This window comes from Oxynema mangrovii CENA135, from assembly GCF_016632315.1.
In the GTDB taxonomy this organism is placed as follows: Bacteria; Cyanobacteriota; Cyanobacteriia; order Cyanobacteriales; family Laspinemataceae; genus Oxynema; species Oxynema aestuarii.
The window spans coordinates 13024-37548 of sequence record NZ_JAEOXH010000001.1 but is presented as its reverse complement, the minus strand read 5'-3'; the positions used below and the strand labels follow the sequence as shown (position 1 = coordinate 37548).

Sequence of the window (24525 nt, the reverse complement as noted above, 5' to 3'; positions counted from 1 at the left end):
CGCCTATTTGTCCTCACTTGAAGCAATAGGTATTTTTAGTATAAACTCCGTCCCCCGTCCCGGAGTCGAATCACAAAGGATCTGACCGTGGTGTTTTTGGACGACGATTTGATAGCTCACTGACAGTCCCAATCCCGTACCGCTACCGGGGGATTTGGTCGTGAAAAAGGGATCGAACAAGCGCGATCGCGCCGACTCCGGAATCCCCAAGCCACTATCGGCGATCCGAATCGTCACCGTACCGTCAGCCGTCGTTTCCGTGCGAATGCGAATCCAACAGCGATCGTCGTCCTCCGCCTCGGATGGCCCTGTCGTGGTTTTTAACTTTTCTTCGATCGTATCGATCGCGTTATTGAGCAAATTAAAAAAGACTTCGTTCAGTTGACTGGGATAACACATAACTTTGGGTAAATCGCCGTATTCTCTAATCACCTGAATTTGGCGATCGCCCGCCTCGCGTTGCAATCGGTGTCTGACCAGCACCAAACTACTCTCGATCCCTTCGTGAAGATCCACGCACTTCATTTCCGCTTCGTCGAGTCGCGCAAAATTACGTAAAGACGTGACAATTTTGCGGATGCGATCGGCGCCATTTTGCATGGAATGTAAAATTTTTTGGGTATCGCTTTTCAAAAAGTCCAGATCCAGATCGTCCCCCCGGTCATCGCGATCGCCCCCCTGAAATTCATGTTGGTAAAACTCTAAAGCTTCTAGTAATTCGACCACATACTGTTTTAAATAAGAAACATTGCCATAAATAAAATTGATCGGATTGTTAATTTCGTGGGCAATCCCGGCGACGAGTTGCCCCAAACTCGCCATTTTTTCACTTTGAATCAGTTGCGCTTGAGCTTGTTTGAGATCGGATAACGTTTTTTCGAGCTGTTGCTTTTGCGCGCGCAAAATCGCTTCCGTTTTCAACCGTTCCGCTTCCGCTTGTTTGCGTTCGGAAATATCGCGCACGATCGCCAGCACTTCCGACGAACCGCTTTTGACAAATCGCGCCTCGTAACCGTGCCACCGACGGTCAATTTGTTGGACGAATTCACCCACTTGCATTTGCGAAGTCATCAGGGTTTGTTCCGTATAGTGCATCATCCAAAAGGCCAAATCCTCCGATAAAATATCCGTGAGTTTTTGACCGACGAAAGGATTGTGCTGTTCGGGGCGATCGACTTCGGGAAATAGGGAAGCGTGCAGTTTTAAATGGGGATTGGATTCTGGATGAGTATAGGGAGGAGACGGGCGATCGCCCCCCGGTGAACTCGTTGAAGCCGCAAAGCTCGTTAACAGATTGGCCCGCACGGAGTTTTGATTGGCATCTTCGCTATTTTTAGCCATGCGATAATCTAAAAAGATACCGTCCGCACTAATCCGCAGCATCAGATCCGGAATCGCATTGAGAAGGGCGAGATTTTGCGCTTCACTCTGTTCTAAAGCCTCTTGTATTTTTTGGCGCTGTTCGATTTCTCGTTCTAAAGAGTCATTCTGTGCTTGTAGGGCAATTTGCAGCGATCGCAACTTCAGATGACTGTCAACGCGCGAAATCACTTCGGCGGATTGAAACGGTTTGGTAATGTAATCGACGCCGCCGACTTCAAAAGCTTTCACTTTATCGAGGACATCGTCGAGAGCGCTAATAAAAATAATCGGAATATCTTGAGTTTTGGGATTGTTTTTTAAATGTTTACAAACTTCATACCCATTCATCTCCGGCATATTGATATCGAGTAAAATCAAATCAGGAGATAAATGTTTGCACGCCATCAGTGCCAGTTGTCCGTTTAAGGCTTTGCCGACTTGATATCCCCGATCGACTAAAATCGCCGATACCACGCGCAAGTTGTCCGGCGTATCGTCAACGACCAAGATGGTTGCTTTGTAGTCGGTTTCGCTGGCTTGATTTTCCATTGGAGTAATTTTTAAAGAGGCACTTTTTCAGATCTTTAACGATCTTTAATTGTTAGCCACCCATCAAAATATAACAAGATCGCAAGGAGGGTCGGGGACGATCGCCGAATCCACCCCGATCGCTTTAGATTTAAGGGTTAACGCTCCCTTGGGCGGGTAAAGTAAAGTAAAAGGTCGTTCCCCGACCGAGTTCGGATTCGAGCCAAATTTTCCCCCCATGACGTTCGACAATTTTTTTACAAATCGCCATCCCGATCCCACTTCCGGGATATTTCTTGGAGGTATCCAAACGCTCGAAAATCTCAAAAATGCGCTCGAAGGACTCCCGGTCAATCCCGATTCCGTTATCTTGTACCGAAAACATCCATTCGCGATCGCCGATCGATTCCGCTCCAATTTTAATTTGAGGGACGATTCCAGTATCGCGAAATTTTATCCCATTTCCGATTAAGTTTTGAAACAGGCGCACCAGTTGGGTGCGATCGGCGATCGGGGTCGGTAAATTTGAATGGGTAATGACCGCGCCGGACGATCTAATTTCTTCGGCTAAATTCGCTAATGCTTCGCTTAAAACTTGTTCGCAATCGGTGAGTTGGAAGTTATTTTGACTGAGTTCGACCCGCGAATAAGCGAGTAAATTGTCGATGGTATCTTTCATTCTCAGTCCCGAATTAATTATCCCTTCCATATAGTCTCGACCTTTAGTTCCGAGACAGTCCTGAAAGCGATCTTCCGCGAGTTCGGCGAATAAAATAATACTCTGAATCGGCGATCGCAAATCGTGGGCGACGTGATAGGCGAATTGTTCTAAATCGGCATTCGATCGCTTCAGTTTTTGATTTAACTGTTGCAATTGGGCATTTTGTTCGGCGAGTTGCCGTTGCTGTTCGGCGATCGTCAGTTGATGGGAAACGCGGGCGATCGCCTCTTCCGCTTGAACGGGTTTGGTAATGTAATCGGCGCCGCCAATATTAAACGCTTTGACTTTATCAAACGGATTGTCGAGGGCGCTGATAAAAATGACGGGAATTTTTTGAGTTGTGGGGTCGGATTTGAGATGATTGCACACTTCATAGCCGTCCATTTCCGGCATCATAATATCGAGCAGAATCAGATCCGGTAATTGTTTCTGACAAGCTTGTAAAGCGAGAGGCCCATTTAAAGCTTTACGAACTAAATACCCGTGACTGGCTAATAAAGAAGATAACACGCGCAAGTTATCTGGGGTATCGTCAACGATCAAGATATCTTGTTTCAACAGCTTAACTCCCTGGTTTTTCACGATCGATGAATTCCATGATTTTTTGGAATTGGAAATTATTCGCCCAGTCTCCTAAAACTTCAGCTAAATAAGCTGCATTGTCGGGGACTTCTTCGAGTAACTCTATGATTTTGTCATCGATACATCGAGCGGCATTTTCATAAATTTGTCGAATCCATTGCTCGGGCATTTCTGCTAAAAGCAGATTTAAGTCATCTTTTCGGCTTGGCTCGGGAGCTGTCGATCTAATATTGCCCGCAGTTCCTTTGTTATCTTCTGCCTTGTAGATATATTCAATATCTAAATGTTCCCGAATTTTATCGAGTAAATTGTCTCGTTGAAAGGGTTTGCGGATAAAATCATCGCATCCGGCGGCGAGAATGCTAGAGCGTTCTTCTTCAAACGCACTGGCGGTTAGGGCAATAATAATCGGCTTTTCTCCGGCGGCTTGAGATTTAATTGTTTGGGTCGCTTGTAAGCCATCCATAACGGGCATTCGGATATCCATCAAAACAAGATCGGGTTGCCAATCGCGCCAAACTTCGATCGCGTCGAGACCGTTTATTGCTTCTCGGACGGTAAAGCCGAGAGCTGCGAGCATTTGATGCACGAGTAAACGACTTTCGTCGCGATCGTCTACGACTAAAATGCGAATTTGAGGTTGATGGGGAGCCAGTTCGAGGGCTTCTTTTGGAGCTAACTTTTCGTCTATGTTTTCGATAGAACTAGCTTTAGCCAAAATGTTAAAACTAAAAACACTGCCGACATTGCGTTGACTCCAAACCTCTATGCTGCCTCCCATTAATTCTACAAATTTCTGTGAAATGGGTAAACCCAATCCCGTTCCTTGTTGCGACTTTTGTCCGCTTTCGGTTTGACCGAAGGCTTCAAAGAGCTTGCCCATTTCTTCGGGAGCGATTCCTTCGCCCGTGTCTTCTACTGAAAATAGTAAGTTGCAATCGAAAAGGGAATCTCGATCGCCCGAACCCGTCTCAGTCGCCTTATTATTGAGGGTGACGCACAAGGTCACCGAACCCGTGTGGGTAAATTTGATAGCATTACCGATGAGATTGAGCAGGACTTGACGCAATTTCCCTTCATCCCCACAAATAAACTGGGGGACGTCGGGCGATCGCTCGAAAATCAGATCCAATCCTTTGCTATCGGCTTTAACTTTCAAAATTTCTTGCAAGGTATCGAGCAGTAAGAGCAAGTCGAAATCATTTTCGTTTAATTGAATTCTCCCCGCTTCAATTTTTGACATTTCCAAAACATCATTAATTAAATCGAGCAGGTGGGCGCCCGCACGGTTGATAATGTTTAAATTGCGGCGATGTTCGGAATTTAGAGAATCGTCGGCGGTCATGATTTGAGCGAAGCCGAGAATCGCATTGAGTGGGGTTCGCAATTCGTGGCTCATATTGGCGAGAAATTCACTTTTAGAGCGGTTGGCGGCATCGGCAGCGATCGCCGCTTGCGCGAGGGCTTCCGATTGCTTTTGGGTGCGATTGAGCAGTTCAAATTGCTGTAAAGCAACTCCTAATTGATTGCCAATTTGGATGACCATTTTGCGATCGCTCGTTTTCCACTCTCGCGGACCGGAACATTGATAAGCCGCCAGCAACCCCCAGACTCGGGAATTGCAAAAAATCGGAACGATCAGATAGGCTCGAATCTGGAAAGATTCCAGCCGTTCGCGATAGCAATCGCTAAAGTTTTTCGCATAAACATCTTCCACGACTAAGCAAGTTGTCTCGCTCAGTTCCAGTCGATTTGTATCTGTGGAGTAGTACGGATCTTCCTCCCATAAATGTGGAGAATTTAACAAATTTTCTAGTCCGCAATGGTTCGATTCTTCGTCAACGACTTGAAGCTGTTGCTCTTTCGGTTTGCCGAGGGTTGAGAATTTCGGTTTGGCGACCGACTCCGCCATGAATTGACCGCGATAGTCTTCATCGAAGCGGTAAATAGCGACGCAATCGCAATCGAGACAAACTCGTAATTCTTCCGTCGTCGTGACAAAAATTGTCTCTAAATTTAAGGATTGACGGATGCGGCGAATTGCCGCCGCGAGCGCCCGTTCCCGTTCGGCACTTTCACGCAAGGCTGCTTCCGTTTTTTTGCGTTCGGTAATGTCCGATGCGGTACCGATTAATTGCTTGAGTTTGCCCTCTTGCGTGCGCGCAAACACGGCTTCGCGCGCGAGAATGTGACGCCATTCTCCGCGCGCATTTCGCATCCGATATTCCAACTCTAGGATTTCATCATTTGGGGCGCGATCGAGTTGCTTAAAATGCTCGGGGATTTTGGATAAATCGTCGGGGTGCAAGATACTCGGCAATAAATTATTGCCCATTGCCTTAATTTCTTCCGAGCTGTAGCCGAGAGTCGTAGCAATTTCCCGATTTGTATAGATATTGCACTGTTCGATCGCGTCGAAAATATAAAGTAAATTCGGCGAAGTATCGGCGATTCGCCGGACGAAATCCTGACTTTCTCTCAAGGCAGCTTCGGCTTTTTTGCGTTCGGCAATTTCAGCTTGAGCTTGCTCGAACAGCATCGATTGTTGCACGGCGATCGCCAATTGTACAGCAAGTTGATTGAGGGATTCGATCTCGTAATTATGCCATTTTCTTGCTTTCTTACAAGAGTGCGCGACGATTAATCCCCAATTTTTTTGATCTTTTAAAATCGGGATGACTAATTTCGCCTTAACATCGAAGCGCTTCAGAAACTCTACGTATTCCGGTTCGAGATCGGCGGTCTCGATATCGTCAATTTTTACAATACTTCCGAGTTTGCCGCGTTCTTTCCATCGAGAAAAAATACTGTCTTGGTAATCTTTCCTCGCCACGATCGCCCCACATCCTAGCGCGACGGATTCTGTAAGCAGACTGCGCCGATCTTCTGGCAAAACTTCGTAAATCAAAATGCGATCGCAGCCGAGGAAACTGCGAATTTCTTCTGCCGCGATCGCCAATATTTCATCGAGTTGGAGGGAGGAACGAATCCGCTCTTGAATGGACTTGAGCAGTTGCTCGCGTTTGAGTTGCTGTTGCAGGGCGATTTCCGTTTCTTTGCGATCGTTGATATTAAAAGAGGTTCCGATCAAGCGATAAACGCGATTGTGGCGATCGAACAAGGGCGTTAAGTTGGTAATCCACCAGGTGTCTTGCCCTTTCAAGGGCAAGCATTCTTCATAACTGATGCGCGCTCGTGCTTCCACACACATGCGGTAATAATCGGTAACGGCTCGGGCCGCCGCAGGCGGTAACACTTCTTGAGGGGTTTTCCCTCTTAACTCGGCGTCGGTCATCCCGGTCAAGCGCTCGTGAGTGGGATTGATGCCGACATAGCGAAACTCGCCATGGTCTAAAACATCGACAACGAAAACCGCCGTTTCGATCCCTTCGTAAATACTGCGTAAAAACTGCTCGCGATCGCGTAAATTGTCTTCGGCTTGCTGGCGAGCGGTCACATCTTGAAAATAAACGGAAATCCCATCTTTTGACGGATAAGCATGTACCTCAACCCAGACTGCCAATGGCGCGTAAAATTCGATAAAGTCGATCGGGACTTGCTCGGCCATCACTTGATGGTAAACGCGATCGAATTGAGTTCCGACGGCTTCGGGAAAATGTTCCCACAAATTTTCACCGAGCAGTTCGCTGCGGCTTTGTTGTAACAAGACTTCGGCTTGTTGGTTCATGTAGGTGATTTGCCACTGGCGATTGAGGGCAAAAAAGGCATCGCTGATACTTTCGAGGATCGTTTCGACCCGGGTGCGGTTGGCTTCGGCTTCACTGCGGGCGGCTTGTTCGCGTGCTAATAATTTTAGGCGTTCGACTTCGGCTTGTTTGCGATCGTCGATATCTTTATGAGTTCCCGCCATGCGAAGCGCCTGACCTCGCTCGTCGCGTTCGACGATTTTGCCGTGGGCGAGGATCCACTTCCATTCGCCGGAACGGGTCAACATCCGAAATTCGGCCTCGTAACTAGGGCTGCGACCCTCTAAACAAGCATTGAGTAACCCTAAAGTCGGTTCTAGATCGTCGGGATGGAGTAATTCCAACCAAGCGTTGGGGACGTTCTCGATTTCCTCATCGCGGTAACCGAGCATGGTTTTCCAGCGCTCGGAAAAATCAACGACGCCAGTGGCGAGATTCAAGTCCCACCAACCCAAATCGCTGCCTTCGAGAACCACTTGCAAGCGTTGTTCGCTCTCTTGCAAGGCGGTTTGAGCTTGTTGGCGTTCGGTACAGTCGCGCACGATGCAAATGCGATCGCCACTGTCGAGTAGGGAAACGGAGACTTCGTGGGGAACCTCCCGACCGTCCCGGCGCAAACCGATCGCGTCGAGGCGGACAGAGCCTTTTTCCCGCAACTGGGGAATGATTTCGCGCTCGAAACGTTCGAGTTCTCTACTCGGATAGAGCTGTTGCCAACTTTTGCCTAAGAGTTCTTCCGGGCCTTCGTAGCCGAAAATCTGGAGGTGAGCCTCGTTTAAATAGGTATAGCGATTCTGGGGGTCGAGAATGGCGATGCCGTCGGCGGTTGCGGCGATCGCGGCAGCTTGCTGCTGTAGGATTTTCTCCGCTTGTCTGCGTTCGAGTTCGGCGCTGGCGCGGGCGGCAAAAATCTTTAAGATCGTCTGGGTGTCGGCATCGTTTGCCATCGGTCGCTCGTCAAAAATGGTGAGGATACCGATCGCCCGTCCCTTAGAATCGTTGAGGGGAATGCCGAAATAACTTTCGATCTTCAGTTGGGGAAAATAAGGATCGTCGGGAAAGCGATCGCGCACGGAATCGGGATAAAAGCACGATTCCCCTCGAAATACTTGTCGGCAGGGGGTTCCCGCGAGTTCGTACTCGATATTTTCCCGATGACTTTCTCCGGTCCACCACGCCAACGTGCGCGCTTTGGTAAATTCGGGATCTGCTTGTTCGGCAATTAAAGCGTGACGGATTTGGAGGACTTGGGCGAGATAGCGGGTGCATTCGTAAAAGAAATTGTCCCCGGTCGTGGAGGCGGTTCCTTCGACAATCGATCGCAACGCTTGTTCCCGTCGTTTGCGATCGCCGATATCGTGGGCGATCGCCAGTACCGAGGCGACCTCTCCCCTGCTGTCGAATTCGGGGACGATGCGGGCTGAAAAATAGCGAATGCCGTGGGATCCGGGTAATTCATATTCAATGGTTTGGGCCGTGCGGCGATCGAACACTTCGGCGATCGTCGTTTCCCACTGACCCACGCAGGATTCGTCAAATCCTAGCTCGCTGCTGGTTTTGCCGATAAATTCATTTGCCCCCATCCCGGCAATATCTTCGGTCATGCGGTTGACATACAGGTAGCGATATTGGCGATCGAGTCGCATGATCGCTGCCGGGGCATTTTCGGCGACGGTACGGAACAGTTCCTCTTGTTTGGCGAGAGCGTTTTCGGCGCGGATGCGCTCTTGAATTTCCGCCTGCAAGCGCAGATTCTGGGTCTTGAGTTCCTGTTCGAGAATCGTGCGTTCTCGCAATTCCCGTTCCCGGGCGCTAATTTCTTGCTGTAGGCGGTGGTTGACTTCGTTTAACTGGCCGACGCGACGGTCGATTTGTTGGCGCAAGACCTCTAAGGTGGCCTGCATTTCCACCGGATCGAGGGCTTCGAGGAGACTACTTTGGGTGAGGATCCCGGCGAGGGTGCCGTTGTCGGAGGTGACGACTAAACGACGAATGCGATGGCGTTGCATCAACTGATGGGCCGTCCACAAGGAGTCCCCGGCTTCGATCGGCAACAGGGGGGCGCTCATCACTTCTCGCGCGGCGATCGCGTTTAAATCGAGGTTTAAGGCTCGGAATTGAACGATATCGCGTTCGGTAACAATGCCGATCGGAATCACATCGCCAACGGATCCGGTGGTGGGTTCGGCGATGACGACGCAACTAATGCGGTAGGTCGCCATCAGCCGCGCTATTTCTAAGACAGAAGCACTCGGTGCGCAGTGAATGACTTTGCGGGTCATAGCGCGATCGACCTGCTTAAATTTGAGTAAGTCCGTCGGTTGGAGGACTTGACGGATGCTACTTTGGGTGATTAAGCCGACGATCCGACCCGATTCGTCGATCGCGGGTAAATGTCGGATCCGGTGCTGGCGCAGTATAGATAAAATCGAGAAGATGTCGATCGGTTCGCAGATGTTGACGGCGATCGGATCGGGAGTCATCACCTCGGAGAGTAAGATGTCGTCGGGGGCGATCGCCTCGGCTGCCATTTTGACGATATCCCGTTCGGCGAACAGTCCCACCAACTGGTTATTTTCGACGACTAAGGCACAACTGAACCCTTCTCGACTCATGCGGGCGATCGCCTCGGCGACGGTGGTCCCTGGGGACAGGCGCAAGCACTGTTTTTCGATCGCCTGGGAGTGCTGGAATAACGATTCTTGCAAGGCGCTACTGTCGGGTAACGGCGGATCTACGACCAAATCGGGGACGACCGTTTCGATCGCGTCTGCGTTCTCCCCTAACGGTACGGGAATCAAACTCGGGGAAGAAGACGGCAAGGTGAGATCCGGCGGCGACGGGCTACGAAAGTTTTGTAGCGCTTGAATCTCTTGCTGGAGTAAGTCTTTCTGACGAATTAATTTTTGAGAGAGTTGGGAAAATTTGAGTTGATTTTCAATGCGCGCGATCGCTTCTTCCATTGCAAAGGGTTTGGTAATATAGTCCGCCGCCCCCAATTCAAAGGCTCGCACTTTATCTAATACTTCTCCCTTGGCCGTTAAAAAAATGACCGGAATCTGTCGCGTTCGCTCGTTGGCTTTCAACTGAGCGCAGACTTCGTAACCGTCGAGTTCCGGCATCATGATATCGAGTAGAATCAAATCCGGTGGCCGCGCGATCGCCGACTGGAGAGCCAATTGAGGATCTTTCGCCAAGCGCACGCCATAGCCCAACTGTTTTAAGCTTTTACCCAACAAGCGTAAATTATTTGGGGTATCGTCAATGACTAAAATATTGGCAGTAGGATTTCTGTTTTGATTCGCGTTAGCAATATCGGTCATTCGTATAAATTCGTTAATAGTTTTTGGATAATAGTTAGGATGCCCTTTCTCGAACGAGTCATCTCATGATTTTCCCGAACCTAGAGTAGCAAAGGTCTCCCTCGCTTAACGCTAGATTCATTCCGAACCTTGCTTGCAATGCACTCGAACATGGCGCCGCGATCGAAACGAGCGGCGATCTCTGGGGCGATCTTTGTTTAAGCTGGCACTGAGAACAGGTTGTGACTTGTAGACGGCTTGGAATCGTCCGACTCGATCGATTCAAGATGATTTGAAACGAATGAGAGGGCGATCGAAGCCTTGGAGATCTTCGGGAAAGTAAGGCTCTAGGGATTGTGGGGGGTTCGGGACTTGAACGGCAAGCGATCGGTGCGATCTCCCTCATTTTTGCCGCTAAAAGATAAGATTTCCGAAGTCGTTCTACAATTATCACAAAAATGTCCGATCCTGTCAGCACTCCGTCTCTTTAGAGCGGGGTGCTGACTTTGGTAGGGTCGCGGTTGACGCCGCCACCGCCTCCGGAGATTCAGGAAATGGTCGAATTGCTGCGAACGCCGGAAGCTCCGCCGCCTGCATTGGAGGATATAGACGAAGACCTTAGACATTGAACCTTCGCCAACGGCGATCGCGATCGGGGCGCGGCTCGCGCGCCTTTTTTTTGAGCGATCTGTGTAAAAATCTTGGGAGGACAACCCACCTCAAACATGGACTGGACAAGACCCCTGAAAGCACAACAACAAGATTTTCTCGCCCGGGTCAACGACAATTGGGCGAACTTGATTTGTTGTGAATTGCCCGGTGTGTATAGCGAACTCGTCATCATTCGGGGTCGGCGACTGAAAAATATTCACGCCCGTTGTCGTCGGATGGTTCTCAAAGCCGAGCAGTTTGCTCCGGTGCGCGAATTATGCTTGCAATATTTGCCGGAACAGTTGGCCCAAGAGGCGATCGCCCAGACCCTGGGAGAGGATCTGATTCCGTTAGAAGATGCGGAAAATATCAAAATTGATGGAACCGTGCCGTTTGCCGTGGCGGCCCACCGCTCTACTCGGGCTCTGGTCAAAGTGGCGCGCGGCTCCCTAGAGTCTCTCTCCTGGTCGGTTTCCGCCGAAGAGATCCGCGAGAACGTGGCGATCGCCTGTGCCTGGATCCTCGAACCGCCGGAAGAATCGCGGGAGGAATATCGGGCTATTCTGATGGGCTTCGTGCCGACGGATTGGCTCGCCGAGGACTCGTCCGCGCTCCATCCCGGGGATTTGCTCTACGGGGGCGGTCTGCGGAGTTATTTGGCGTCGGTCGCGTCCGATCGGGCGTCTTGGGAGTGGATGCGCGCCCTCGCCGGGGCGTCGAGTTCGGTCTACCCGTTTGCAGTGGCGGCGGACGGGCGATCGGTGGCGACGAGCGGTTACGACGGCACGATCAAGCTCTGGAACTTGGACGATCCCGAGTTATGCGAGGCGCTCCACGGCGAGTCTCTCTCGTTCTATCCCCTCTCGACCGGGGGCGGCGGACAACCCCTGGCGAGTGGCAGTACGGAAAAGAAACTCGACGAAGTTCGGGGGGGAACGGGCCGTTTAATTCATACCTTGAAAGGTCATACCAGTGGGGTGAGTTCCCTGGCGATCGCCAAAGATGCCAGCTTGCTCGTCAGTGGCGGCTACGACGGCACGATCAATCTCTGGAAGCTCGATAGTGGCGAGTTGCTGCACAGTTTCGCCGCCCATACGGGAACGGTGCGCCCGGTGGTGTTCAGCCCGGACTCGGCATTGCTCGCCAGTGGCAGTATTGATAAAACTCTGAAGTTGTGGGACGTGGGCAGTGGGCGCTTAATCCGGACGTTCGAGACCCACTCGGATCCGGTGATTTCTTGCGCGATCGCCCGCGACGGTCGCTCCCTGGTCTGCGGCACCCAAGATGGCACGATCGACATTTGGAATTTGGAAACCGGGGAATCGATCCGCACCATTGCCGGACATTCGGGGATCGTGAGATCGCTGGCGATCGCCGCCGACGGCGAAACCCTCGCCAGTGGCAGTACGGAACGGACGATCAAGTTATGGAATCTACACACTGGGGAGTTGATCGAAACCCTCACGGGACATCCGGATCCGGTGATTGCCTTTTCCCTGCGTAGCGACGGCGTGGCCGACGCCCCGGGGGACGGTCCGACCCTCGATTTGAGTGTGTTCCGCCACCAACAACCGGGATGGGACGATCGCACTCAGGGGTAAGGCAGGCTAAGGGAGAAGCGATCGCCTCTCCTCAGCACGCCGTTTAGGTTTCGGAAGGGGATTTGCGATCGATAACCGGGGTCAGATAAGCGACGACGGCCCCGAGTAAAAAGCCGAGGACATTTCGCAAAAGTGGCAGCCAATCCGAGGTACGGCTCACGACCGGACCGATCCCGAAGGCGACGAACAGAATTCCCCATAAGGGCGAAAACATTAAGGCCCACTGCCACGAAAAGTTTTGGCGATCCTTGCGCGGGTGGGCGGCAAATCCCAACACCACACCGCCAAGGGTGGAGGTGACTAAGGTTAAAATCCACTGTTCGCGCGGCAGTCCGGGTACGACGCGGCAACCGCCGTCACGCAAACAGCCCTCAATGGCGTTTAACGAGTTGAGAATCGAGCCATCTTCTCCGTGGTCGCGCACGAAAAATTGATTGCCGTAACGGGTTTGCAATTCTACCCAAAAGGTACGCGGTAGCAAGGCGTAAACCTCATTGCCGACGTTGAAATTGAGCAGGTTGCCGCCGCGAGGATCGGCGACGAGTAAAATGCTTTTGTCGTCGAGATCCCAGAACTCTCGCACGGCCCGACCGGGAGTGCGGTCGTATTGGGTCAGCACTCTGAGCTTCCACCCGGTTTCGCTTTCAAAATTCTCCAGTTCGGTACTGAGGTTTTCTTGCTGAATGCTGGTCAGGGATTTGGCCAAGTCGATAATCGGCGTTGGCGTCGTCGGCAGCAAGTCCGGATTGTCGTAAGCACGGGCGGCGTGCGGCGCGATCGCCCACGTGCAAATCGCCAGGAAGAAGACGGCAAGAGTTTTGAGAAGAGAATGACGAAACTGCTGTTGCATGGGTCGCTCTATCTAGTTGTCGGGGGTTTAAAGTCGGTCGGCGCGATCGGAATCGATGCCTAGTGGGATTTTCCCTTAATTTATAAGTTAATAAATTTTTACACTTTTTAACCTTGCATTAATATTACGCACCGACGGTTAACGGCGTCAATGAGCGATCGCGGGTCCTGTCGGGAGTCGGGAATCGCGTGTCAGCTCTCCCCCGCCGAGAACCTTTCCCGTTCTGAGGACTTCCCGATTCCCGACCCTCTCGATCTAAACTTCACACTCTCATCTCTAATCCGCCGCCCCAATTAGGGTAAACGCCGCCCAGTGAAAGGGGTGGGCGTACTGCTCTCGATCCATCGTCACTAACATCGCCTGTCGTAAAGCGTGGGCTTTATCTCCGGTGCGATCGAACTCCCGGTAAAACTCGCGCATTAAAAAGGCGGTGGAATCGTCGCGAACGGACCATAAGGAGACTAAAACACTGCGACTCCCCGCACTGAGGAACGATCGCGACAAGCCGACTACACCATCCCCGGTAATCTCGCCCAATCCGGTCTCGCAAGCGGACAGCACCACTAAGTCCGCCTTCAGGTCTAACTCGAAAATTTCCTCGGCGGTCAGCAAGCCGTCGTTATCCCCATCCGGGGTTACCGCGATCGCGCTATCCATTGCGTGACGGTCGTCAATCAAGCCGTGAGTCGCCAGGTGAATGACCCGCGCCTGGGTCATCCGTTGTTTGAGCAGCGCTTCGGTGGCTTTCTCGCCGACTAAAGCCAAGGTTTTAACAATTTTGGCAATTTCGATCGCCTCCGCTTGGGCGTAAGGGAGCGCCCGCAAGGGTTCTAGCTGATTCCTTTCTGGAGAGTAAACCGGGGGCATTTTCGGGTTACCCACTACTAAAAATTCCCCCTCGCCGGACTCGGATGAGGAGGGTGGCGATCGCCGTTCGGTCAATTGCAGCACTTGAATCGAAGGAGCGCTTAACAGGGTGTAACGTTCGATTAAATAGCGGTCGCGATCGTCGATTAATGCCGGAAAGGGAACCAAAAATAAGGCAGCGTCGGGAATAAACACGATCCGCGCGTCGGGATGGTCCGGTAACAGATCTTCGATCGGTTTGATGAGGAGGTTGTAAAGTTCTTTTAACTTTTCGCGCTCTTCTTCGATTTCCTCTACGTCGTTCGCTTGTTCTTGTGCCGCACTTTGGTTGAAGTTGAGAGCCGCTCGCGTGCCGCGCACGGCATTCGCAAAGGCGATCTCGTTTTCGTTGAGGATGACACCTCCGGCAGCACTGACCCGTCCTTGTTCGGCGAGGTTTTGCAGTTGTTGCGGAGAAAATTTCACCGTTCGCAGATGGACGTTACCTTCCGGGGTGACAACCCAAATTAATAATCCGGCATCGACAATCGAATATTCGACGAGGGTCGCCTGGCGATCTCGTGCCACTTGTGTGATATCGGCGATCGTCGGCGGATCTAACTCGATTTCGGCGGTCGAATTCGGGTTGCGACGTTGGGCCAATAACTCGACGAAGGCGCGCGCCCGTCCGCGTTCGGAAACTTCTAAGGCTTCTTCGGCCCGACCGACCAAGACCAGGGCCTGTTGCAGGAGGTCGTAGGAGTCGCCAAAAGTATCGAGTAAGGTGATTTTATTCTCGTTGCTGACTCCGGGAACTAGGGACTCGAAGACTTCAATCCCCTGACGCAACAACGGGATCGCCTCTTGACTGCGACCGTCGTATAACAGGGCGCCCCCCACGCTCATCAGGGCGTTGGCTTCAGCGCGTCGATCGCCCAATTCGCGCACGAGGGCGAGTTGTTCTCGGGCGTAGTTCGTCGCTTCGCTATAGTTCGCCGATCGCAGGTGAGCTTGGGCGAGATTGCCTAGGGAATTGGCTTCCCCGGTGCGATCGCCGATCTGGCGCGTGAGGGTCAACACCTCGTTAAACCGGGCGATCGCCCCGCCGTAATCTTCGCGAAGGAAGTAAACGATGCCGATGTTTCCCAAAGCATTTTTGGCACCGCGCGGATCGCCGATCTCGCGGGCGATCGCTAACTGTCGTTCGTTATACTCGATGGCGCTATTATATTGTTGCTTGTAGATATAAATTATCCCGAGATTGCCGAGGGCGTTGGCCTCTTGCTGGCGATTGCCGATCTCGCGGGCGATCTCCAATTGCGCCTCGGTATATTCGATCGCGCGATCGTAATTGCCGATTGCCCGATAGGCGACCCCGAGATTGCCCAAGCCATTGGATTGATTTAACTTGTTACCATCTTCGCGGCTCATTTCCAAACTTTGATGGATATATTCGATTGCCTTGCCGTATTGCGATCGAGATAAATAAATCAATCCCAAGTTTCCGATCGCACTGCGTTCCCCCGCCGGATCGTCGAGTTCTCGGGAGAGTTCTAACAGTTGTTCGCTGACTTCGATCGCCCGAGGAAAATCGCCGAGGTAAATATAAATCACCGAAAAATTGCCCCAGGCGTTCGCTTCTCCCTGGCGATCGCCCAATTCCCGGGCGAGGGCTAACTGGCGATCGGCGAACTCCAGGGCTTTTCGATACTCGCCGAAGTACGGGTAAATCATGCCCAAAAACCCCACCGCTTGGAGTTCTCCCCGGCGATCGCCGTCGGCCCGATACACGGTTAACGCCCGTTCCCAGGTCGCCGCCGCTTCGCGAAACTGACTGTTATTAAACTGCTGGCGTCCTTGTTCCAGGAGGCGATCGCCCCGGGCGTCGTCTTCGCTAGTTCCTTGCGCCAGGGTGACGACGGGATTAAGTGAGGACGGCGCGAACGGGCGATCGGCGCTTCCTGAAATACTGAAGGCGAGCAGAAGTGAGAGGGAGATGGAAAAACTCATAGCAATCGAACCGTCGAAAGGGACACCGGGAAACGTGCCACGACCGGGCCGTTCCCCTTCTTCCCGTGATAACTCATCTTCAGCTCAAGGTTGCACTAACGGTTCGCTGGCGTACTCTTCGAGTCCCAACTCTTGTAAGAGGGACGTCCAGCGATCGCGCAAACTGCGGTCATTCGGGTTTTCGCGGCGCAGGTCGGCTAAAGCAATCAGGGCATCGGTCCAGTTTTCCTCCTCCAGGAAGCGGGCGAGGCGATCGCTCGCCGAAGCGGCCATCATTTCCCGTCCCGATCCCCCACTCGACATCATCCGTTCGATCGTTCCTTGAATGAAGATATTCCCCGAGGGTTCGTTGGGATTGCACAATAAGGAAAAAGACCAAGTATACTCCGATCCCACTTCCAATGTCGGCGACAGGAGAGAAGCGGGGATAGTGACCCGGATCGTGCTACCTGCATCGAAAACGTCGAAAGTCGTCTTGTAAATTTCTTGATACCTATTGTCCGTGAGAACAAATTCTGCTTTGGGTGCGCTGGTTTCTGGAAGGTAGAAGAAGAAGGTCGGATAGATAGCACTGGTGGTAATGCGGTTGCGATCGCCGACGGGTTGCACGATCGCCAAGGCTTTATCTTCTTCCAGACATCCATTGGCGCTGCGAGTCGCCCCCGGTTCTCGTCCTCCCGGCGCATTGTCAACCTCGGGGAGGGGCGCGCGGTTGCCTCCCGGTTCTCGTCCTCCCGGAGGGTCGTTCACTCTGGGGGTAGACGAATCGGCGATCGTGATTTCGGAAGCTGTCGCCCGATTTCCCATCGGCGCGATCGCGACGACTAAGAGGGTGGCGATCGCTAACGCCGAGGTCGGCGATCGAAAAAGTATGGAGTTTTGAAAAGCTTTAACTGGCATGGCACTAAAAAATATTTAGACTGAAAATTATAACTGAACATTTCATCTAATTCTTTAATTGTAACCGATCCTTAGAGTCCTTCTCAAACTCGCGATCGATACCGATCCATTGATGTTGATTTTAATAGCATTAACACAAGATTTAAATCTCACCGCGTCTAAAATCTAAATTCTCAACTCTCAAATTCTTTTCTACTTTCGCAACTTACCCAAAACGCGATAGACTTCCACCGAATGTTGTTTACCTTTGAGTTGCAACGGCCCCCAGAATTCGACTTCAAATTCTCCGTAAACGTGAATCAGTGTTTGGCGAGCGATCAAAATCCGACAATTATCAATTTGACGGTCTTTTTCGCAACTTTCCAAACGAGAAGCGATGTTGACACTATCGCCGATGACGCCATATTCCAGCCGTTCTTTCCCGCCCAAACTGCCCGCCATTACAGATCCGGTGTAAATTCCGATGCGAATTTGAATTACGGGTAAACCGCGCTTGGCCCAGTTGTCATTGAGTTCGCGGAGGCGATCGCGCATCGCCAACGCACAAGATACGGCATTGCGGGCATCTTCTGCCGTATTGTAATGGGATAAGGGAAGGCCAAAAACTGCCATCAAGGCATCGCCAATAAATTTATTAACAATGCCGTGATGGGTGGTGACTTCTCGAGTCATTGCTTGCAAATATTCATTGAGCCAACTCATGAGAAGATCGGTAGAAGTCTGCTCGGAAATCGTCGTAAAATTGTGAATGTCGCTAAACAATACAGTGGCGGTTAATGTCCTTCCGGGAATCATTCCGGATTCGAGTAGACTGTCGCGTTGTTGCCAAAGGGCTCGGGCAATTTCTGGCGAAGTTTGTTGACCGAGTAAGCGCATGACCATCGATTGTTGTTGTCGGGCTTTTTGGAGTTCGTAAGTCACGATCGCCGCCGATACGAGCAACAATCCTAAGCCGGGCGTGGCTATGGGAATCCAGCCGCCGTGGAGGAAGAATTGATAGGAAATTAGCGCCAAACCGGACAAACTCACGGCAGTACAAAGGGCAAGCATAGCCGGATGATTGAGCCACATTCCGATACCAATTCCCAACCCCGCCCAAGTGAGAATCCAAAGGGTTTCTAACCATGCGGGCCAAAACCAGAAAGGGGGGCGATCGTCGATCGCCGCAGTCAAAAACTGACTGACCATTTGGGTGTGAATCAGCACCCCCGGCATTTTGCGATTGCCCTCGGCGACTTCACTGTAGGGGGTAAAAAAAGTGTCTTTTAAACTCGGCGCCGTGGTTCCGATCGCCACCAGTTTGTCCTCGATCCACGCAGGATCGTAGCGTCCGTCGAGGATATCGCCGAGGGTGACCCGGCGGGCGGGATCGCGCGATCGGTAGTGGAGGAGAATTTGGTAGCCTCCCGCATCGATGGTTTGATAGGCGCCGGAATTGGGCTTGAGTTGGGTAAAAATAGCGTTGCCCAGGTGATAGTTATTATCTTTCGCAATTTTCGGCGTCAGACCGCGATCGCCCAACTCGAACAGGGCCAGACTCAGAGAGAGGGATTGGAAAATCCGGTCGTCCTCGGGGAGAAACATTAAATTGCGACGGACGACCCCATCGGGATCGGTGAGCAGATCGCTAAAGGCGACCTGAGATTCCGGTAACGTCGGCGGTGGCGGAATGCGTTCGATTTTGCTATTGCCGAAATAGGTAATACCGATGACGTTAGGCTGTTGTAATTGGGCGACCAATTCCTCATAACCGGGAGGATTGGGAAGATCGCGAAAAATATCGAGGGCGATCGCCTTGGGATGATGTTTTTGGAGTTCTTGCAAAGTTTGGGCGTAAATGCGATCGCTCAAGGGCCATTGTTGAAAACGTTGCAAGTCCGACTCGGTAATTTCGACCACCAACAGGCGCGGATCCGGGCCGAGATCCGGCTGCATCTGCACCATGCGATCGAACACCGCCAGTTCTAAGTTTTGAGTCCATCCCCAGGTTCGCGCCAGCAGTAAGCCCCCAATCAACACGGCGATCGTCACCGCCATCAACATCCGCGTCGCCGTCAGCGACTGGCGCACGGCGTGCAGGCGATCTCGAAGCTCTCGCGTAAAAAACTTGGTAAACAAGGACGTGTGGCGTTAGCGCGCGGGATTAGACCACCAATAGTGTATCTATCGGGTTCCTATTTTAGGATCGTCACCCTGAAAAATAGCGCCGCCTTCGCGCCCAAACCGACGTGATAGAATCGATTCTCCTCAACTGTTCTGCTAAAATGCTTGTTTTGCAAGCCCTATGGACTCTATCGAACGCGATCGCGGCGAAAATCCGCCATTTTCGGTGATTATTCCGGTTTATAACGAAGAACTGGCGATCGCCCATACCCTCGACGAATTAGAACAAATCCTCGATCGCGCCGGATCGACTTACGAGATTTTGGCGATCGACGACGGTTCCAGCGACGCCACCGCCGCCATTTTACAACAGTGGCAGCAGCGCGATCGCCCTCGTCCCAGCCCTCACCTGCGCGTCTACCACCACTCCAACAACTTAGGCTACGGCGCCGCCCTCAAAACAGGCATCCGTCACGCCAAACATCCCTTAATCGTCATTACCGACGCCGACGGAACCTATCCGAGCGATCGTATTCCCCACCTCGTCGCCCTCACTCGCGACGCCGACATGGTCATCGGCGCCCGCATCGGCGCCAACGTCCGCTATTCCAACCTCCGCAAAATCCCCAAATGGTTTCTCGTCCGCTTCGCCGAATGGGTCACCCGATGTCACATCCCCGACCTTAACAGTGGCTTGCGCGTCTTTCGCAAAGATATTGCCGAACAGTTTCTCAATATTCTCCCGGACGGTTTCAGTTTCACCACCACGATCGCGATCGCCATGTTGACGAATCATTATATTGTCGATTACGAACCGATCGACTATCACCCCCGCATTGGTAAAAGTAAAATTCAACCAATTCGCGATACCCTGCGTTTCTTACAAATTATTCTCAGAACCGGGGTTTATTTTGCTCCTTTGCGCGTATTTTTACCCGTTGCAGGGGTCTTTTTTTCGGGATTTTTAATGACTCTGTTTCAAGATCTTTTTATCCGTCAGGATTTAACTGAAAGAACTTTAATTTTACTGGTAACTTCTACTCAATTGGCGATGTTTGCCCTGCTTGCGGATATGATTGACAAGCGCAGTCGGTGAAGGAATTGTAGATTGTAGATTTTAGATTGTAGATTCTAGGATGGAATGATTATGAGGGGGGCGGGCGTCCTGCCGCGATCGAAAGGGTTTAAAATTTAGGCTTTTTATTCCCGAACTTTTTGAAAAATAGTAATTTCCGGATCGATTTTATCGAAATTTGAGTAAATATAGCGATCGTCTACATTGCGATATTCCAATTCTTGGCGATTGAAAAAATACCATTGCGGTCGATATTGATATCTAAATTGCAGACTATAAGGCAAGTTACGGTCTTGAAGTTCCGCGAAAAACTGATATTCCGGCGTTCCACTTTCAAATCGACGAATATCGTAAGCACTCGTTAAAATAATATAGTCCGGATCGAGGTTAGTCACTGTTTCTAGGGTCGGTTCGGTGATGACTTGGGAACGATAACTTTCCAGTCTGGGTAAATATTTGCGATCGCCCGCCCCCAAAACCAGTGCATTCGCTTCAATATTTTCATTCATCCACCTTTCCACCGTATAACGGGAGTCATTGACCATCAAAATATTGAGTGTAAATGAATAAGAAAAACTGTAAATAAAAATGGCAATAATGACTAACGCTTTAACTGCAAGGTAAGGCGATCGTCTTCCCAAAAACTCCGCGATCGATTTGCCGCCACACAGAGACAGAATCAGCCAAATTGGCATTAAATAACGGATATTGCTATACCAAACAATGCAAATATAAAAAAGATAGTAAGAAACGAGGGGAACCAGTAGAAACGCGAATAAACGATACTTTTTAATTTTTGAAATAACCTTGAGAAAGCCCAAAATCGAAATAAAATACAATCCCCATCCCAGAGAAAATCGCAAATGGGTCAAACTTTGACGAAACATTTTTAACTGTCCCCAGAGATTCTGTTCGTATCGGGGGCGAATTTGAGCGCTACCGGAGGTAATTAAGTTAACATGCTTGAAAAAGCCCTCCAAATTGAAAATAAGATTATGCAGGAGAAAAAAGACGCCGAATCCAATCCACAGCGAATAAACAATTTTTCGATCTAAAAGGGCATCTTTAAAACGAGTATCGGGATTGAGTTGTTTTAAATGACGATAATGTTGCCAAATAATTACTAGAGGAGTGAGTAGGTAAAAGGCATAGGCTTGATCTTTGGTAGCAACGGCGATCGCCGCCATCAAAGAAAAGAGGAGATAATCTCGTAATTGTTGTCGTTCGAGAATTCTTAAATAGAAGAATAACGACAGCGAAAACCAAAATAAATACGGAATGTCGAGATTGAGAGTTTTTGAATAGTAAACAAACGGACAACTGACGATTATAATTAGTAAAGAAAAGAGGGCGGAAGCGCGATCGAAAACCTTCGACGCCAAGAAATACAACACTAGCAGCAAACCGACAGACATGAGCAGAGTCAGACCGCGACCGAGGTAAAATAAAATCGTATAAATTTCACTGCTGTAAATGTCAACAATCTGGAATTGATGCAGAATCCAGAAAGGAGAATAGAGAAGGGCTAAAATATAGAAATGAAAAGGAGGATATTTGTAATACCACCCATTAGAAAAACCTTTTTCTAATCCCTCTAAAACTCGTAAAGGGATGAGTTCGTCTGGCGCCCAGCCGATCGTACTCGGCAATCCCCAATTAATGCCGATAATATTAATAACAAAGCTGACGCAGACGATCGCAGTGAGGGCGATCGCAATTTTGAGGCGATCGGGATTATTTGTAGAATTAAAAGGATTTTGATTCAAGGCGATCGCCCTCCAAATTTAGTTATTTTCTAAGCTTCTAATGCTCAAATTTTTAGCAATTTGCAAACAGTAGTAACTCACCGATAACAAGATACCTTCAGCGCCAATTTTGAAGCATTCTTCAACAGTTCCCACCCATTCATTAATAGTTTCACTAGCAATAATATCATTTTGATTAGTGATGGCATCGAGAATCACCATCGCGATTGTCGTATAAATTCCTACTTTTAATAATTTCCACACTTGTCGGAATTGTTTTAATTCGCGCTTATTTTTGTAAAGAACAAATCCCATCACAGCCCCATATAGTAAAATAACTAGATCGTCGAGGCGATCGCTCAAATGGCTTTGGTCGATGTTCAATAATTCATGAATCCATAGATCGATCGATTCGTGAATTTCGTGGAGTTCGTCAAGCCCGAGAAACCAGAAACAAGTAGCGATAAAAAACCAAATCCAGGGAGAAGCATGGGCGATTTTTCGAGAGTAGCGATCGCGGAAACGAATTGCGCCAACGATCGCGGCGATCGCCCCGATCGCCGCCAATTGTCCCGCCGAAAACCAGGTGATCGGTTCTCCTTCTTCCATAAAATGGGTCGGTTCCAACCCGGAAAATACTGCTAGAAGAATCGCGAAATTTAAAGCCAAACAATCGACAGTGATAATCAGTAAGAAAGGAATAATATTGAGCTTATTATCGCTAAATATTCGATGAAAATAAAACATTAATCTTGCAATTGTTCTACTAAACAAGAAGCCTCTAAAACCGCAAAGCGTCCAGTTTCAAAAACCTTACACCGATCGCCGATGGGGGCGAGGGCGGGAACGATTCCCTGTTGTAATTGGGCGATCGCTTCTTTAGCGATATCGTATTGCATCATCCACGGATCGCGATCGATATAGGGTGGGGTAAAGGTTCCTTCTTCGAGTAACCAGAAATCGATCTGATAGGTTTGAATAAATTCGCGCAAGCGATCGCGATCGGGAGTATAAGTGGCGGCGATCGTGTTGAGACTGCGTTCTCGAATCGGCATAAAATAACCCTTATGATAGGGAACCGCATAACCTTCGCCACCAATTAGGATCGATCGCGCACTAAATGAAGGAATATTATTCACTTCATCCGCTACAGAAGCGATTAAAATATCTTTCGGTTGTTGGGCAAAAAATTGATAAAGTTCGGGAAATTTGCCGATAACATATTCCGTTCGCGGAAAGCGTTTTAACCAAGTTGGTTCGAGTACCACCAATCCGATTAATACCGCCGCTAGAGTTAATGGAAGGATTTGAATTGGCGTCCGGCGTAATTTTTTCGCCCAAGAAAACGCCGCATCGATCAGAACCGTCATCGCGATTCCGGCGGCGATCGCCGTGACCATTCTCAGGGTATGTTCCGTATAGCGACTCGGTAAATGCAAGCGGAATAAAAGGGCGTGAGAGAGAAAAAATAGAACTAAAGAGGAAATAATAATTTGCAGTAAAAATAAGCCGCGTTCTTGCAACTTTTGCAAACTGGGGAACCAGCGATCGCCCTGGGGACGCAACCCGCGATCGATCGCATTTAATAACAGAAATAGGGGCAAAAATCCGCCCGCTATAATCGGTAAAATGGTTCCAAAGCGGGGAACGATCCCGGTTCGCTGTCCGGTAAACCAAAATTCCTCGCGATTGTGGGTAAAAAATTCACTTTTTCCCCCAGTCCAAAACTCCGGAAACTCTTTTGCTTCCGTCGCCGAAATCACCGGACCGTAATCATTCGATTTCAATGCATACAGTAAAATCACCACGGACGTCACCGCCAAACCGATCGCCGCCACGCGATAGGTGGGTTTGTGCAGATTCACGGAGACTCCGCGAGGTGAAAAACAGACGATTTGCAAGCATAAAATTCCCCCAGCAATTAACACGCATTGGGGATAAAATAAACCCAAAAGTGCGAGAGTGACACAGGTAAAAATAAGTTGACGGCGAAACAGTGCATAGAGAAATCCTAAAAACAAAGGATAGACAAAAGCGGCGGGAGTCGCAGAAATCAGATCGTCACGCATCCATAAATAATGGTTGAGTAAGGAAACACTCAAAAACCCAGCTAAGGGAACGGGAAATAATTCTAAAGTCAGTAAAAAACAGTAGAAACTGGCGATCGCCCCTAAGATAGGTGGTAAGAGTTTGTGTAAAAAAATCGGGTCAATTCCTACTTTGGCAAAGATCCAATAAAATGCCGTATATCCGGCGGGGGCGACCGATTGAAAATAGTCCGCGATTAAATCGTTGGGAAATAACTGCGGGTCGAGAAAACGCTGCATCCAAAAAACATGTTGGCGGGCGTCATCTTGCACTACATATTCCGCCGATAATGCTTCTTTTAAGACCAGCCAACCGAAACCAATGACAAAAATAGCCGTTAGATTCCACCAAAATAGAGTAGTTTTTCGAGGAATTTTATCGGTCGAACCTGTTAAAAATTGATGGACGCTAGAAATTGACATATTAATTTAGTGAATTGAGTCGATCTTTAGGC

General features: G+C 50.0%; 13 protein-coding genes. 3 read left to right on the top strand and 10 right to left on the bottom strand.

Features of this window, described 5'->3' with window-relative positions:
* Positions 1 to 3: 3 nt before the first annotated feature.
* From JJD41_RS00095 to JJD41_RS00085, 3 genes are all read right to left on the bottom strand, one after another.
* Complete coding sequence (locus JJD41_RS00095; RefSeq protein WP_200664180.1) at positions 4 to 1911, bottom strand: response regulator; 1908 nt, start codon at positions 1909 to 1911, stop codon at positions 4 to 6.
* Between the two features lie 130 nt (positions 1912 to 2041).
* Complete coding sequence (locus JJD41_RS00090) at positions 2042 to 3193, bottom strand: ATP-binding protein (RefSeq protein ID WP_200664179.1); 1152 nt, start codon at positions 3191 to 3193, stop codon at positions 2042 to 2044.
* A complete protein-coding gene (locus JJD41_RS00085; protein WP_200664178.1) occupies positions 3174 to 10223 on the bottom strand; it encodes a PAS domain S-box protein in 7050 nt (2349 codons plus the stop codon). Before JJD41_RS00085 ends, JJD41_RS00090 begins: the two co-directional genes overlap by 20 nt.
* A 476-nt stretch (positions 10224 to 10699) precedes the next feature.
* Here JJD41_RS00085 and JJD41_RS25155 point away from each other — a divergent pair, with 476 nt between their 5' ends.
* Both JJD41_RS25155 and JJD41_RS00080 read left to right on the top strand, forming a co-directional pair.
* Positions 10700 to 10831, top strand: coding sequence for a hypothetical protein (locus tag JJD41_RS25155; RefSeq protein ID WP_255547196.1), 132 nt, complete (start codon positions 10700 to 10702; stop codon positions 10829 to 10831).
* Positions 10832 to 10927: 96 nt separating this feature from the next.
* Positions 10928 to 12454, top strand: a complete 1527-nt coding sequence (locus tag JJD41_RS00080) for a WD40 repeat domain-containing protein (RefSeq protein WP_200664177.1) — start codon at positions 10928 to 10930, stop codon at positions 12452 to 12454.
* Positions 12455 to 12497: 43 nt separating this feature from the next.
* Here the strand turns inward: JJD41_RS00080 and JJD41_RS00075 are convergent, their stop codons facing one another.
* The 4 genes from JJD41_RS00075 to JJD41_RS00060 all read right to left on the bottom strand — a co-directional run bounded on the left by JJD41_RS00075 (position 12498) and on the right by JJD41_RS00060 (position 19178).
* Positions 12498 to 13304, bottom strand: a complete 807-nt coding sequence (locus JJD41_RS00075; protein ID WP_200664176.1) for a TPM domain-containing protein — start codon at positions 13302 to 13304, stop codon at positions 12498 to 12500.
* A 276-nt stretch (positions 13305 to 13580) separates the two neighbouring features.
* Positions 13581 to 16160, bottom strand: a complete 2580-nt coding sequence (locus JJD41_RS00070) for a CHAT domain-containing protein (RefSeq protein ID WP_200664175.1) — start codon at positions 16158 to 16160, stop codon at positions 13581 to 13583.
* Between the two features lie 84 nt (positions 16161 to 16244).
* Positions 16245 to 17060, bottom strand: coding sequence for a DUF928 domain-containing protein (locus JJD41_RS00065; protein WP_200664174.1), 816 nt, complete (start codon positions 17058 to 17060; stop codon positions 16245 to 16247).
* Positions 17061 to 17252: 192 nt separating this feature from the next.
* A complete protein-coding gene (locus tag JJD41_RS00060) occupies positions 17253 to 19178 on the bottom strand; it encodes a CHASE2 domain-containing protein (protein WP_234488437.1) in 1926 nt (641 codons plus the stop codon).
* 166 nt (positions 19179 to 19344) lie between these two features.
* Between JJD41_RS00060 and JJD41_RS00055 the strand changes: the two genes are divergently transcribed.
* The gene (locus JJD41_RS00055) at positions 19345 to 20259 is read left to right on the top strand and encodes a glycosyltransferase family 2 protein (protein ID WP_200664173.1); all 915 of its coding nucleotides are present in this window, start codon (positions 19345 to 19347) and stop codon (positions 20257 to 20259) included.
* A gap of 104 nt (positions 20260 to 20363) precedes the next feature.
* On the opposite strand, the gene JJD41_RS00050 is transcribed toward JJD41_RS00055, so the two are convergent.
* The 3 genes from JJD41_RS00050 to JJD41_RS00040 are packed head-to-tail and all read right to left on the bottom strand — an operon-like array spanning position 20364 to position 24493.
* Entirely contained in the window at positions 20364 to 22004 is a 1641-nt protein-coding gene (locus JJD41_RS00050; protein WP_200664172.1) for an ArnT family glycosyltransferase, read from the bottom strand.
* Between the two features lie 18 nt (positions 22005 to 22022).
* On the bottom strand, positions 22023 to 22730 hold the full coding sequence (locus JJD41_RS00045) for a hypothetical protein (RefSeq protein ID WP_200664171.1): 708 nt from the start codon (positions 22728 to 22730) through the stop codon (positions 22023 to 22025).
* The gene (locus tag JJD41_RS00040; protein ID WP_234488436.1) at positions 22730 to 24493 is read right to left on the bottom strand and encodes a hypothetical protein; all 1764 of its coding nucleotides are present in this window, start codon (positions 24491 to 24493) and stop codon (positions 22730 to 22732) included. The genes JJD41_RS00045 and JJD41_RS00040 overlap by 1 nt, the downstream gene beginning before the upstream one ends.
* Positions 24494 to 24525 lie beyond the last annotated feature (32 nt).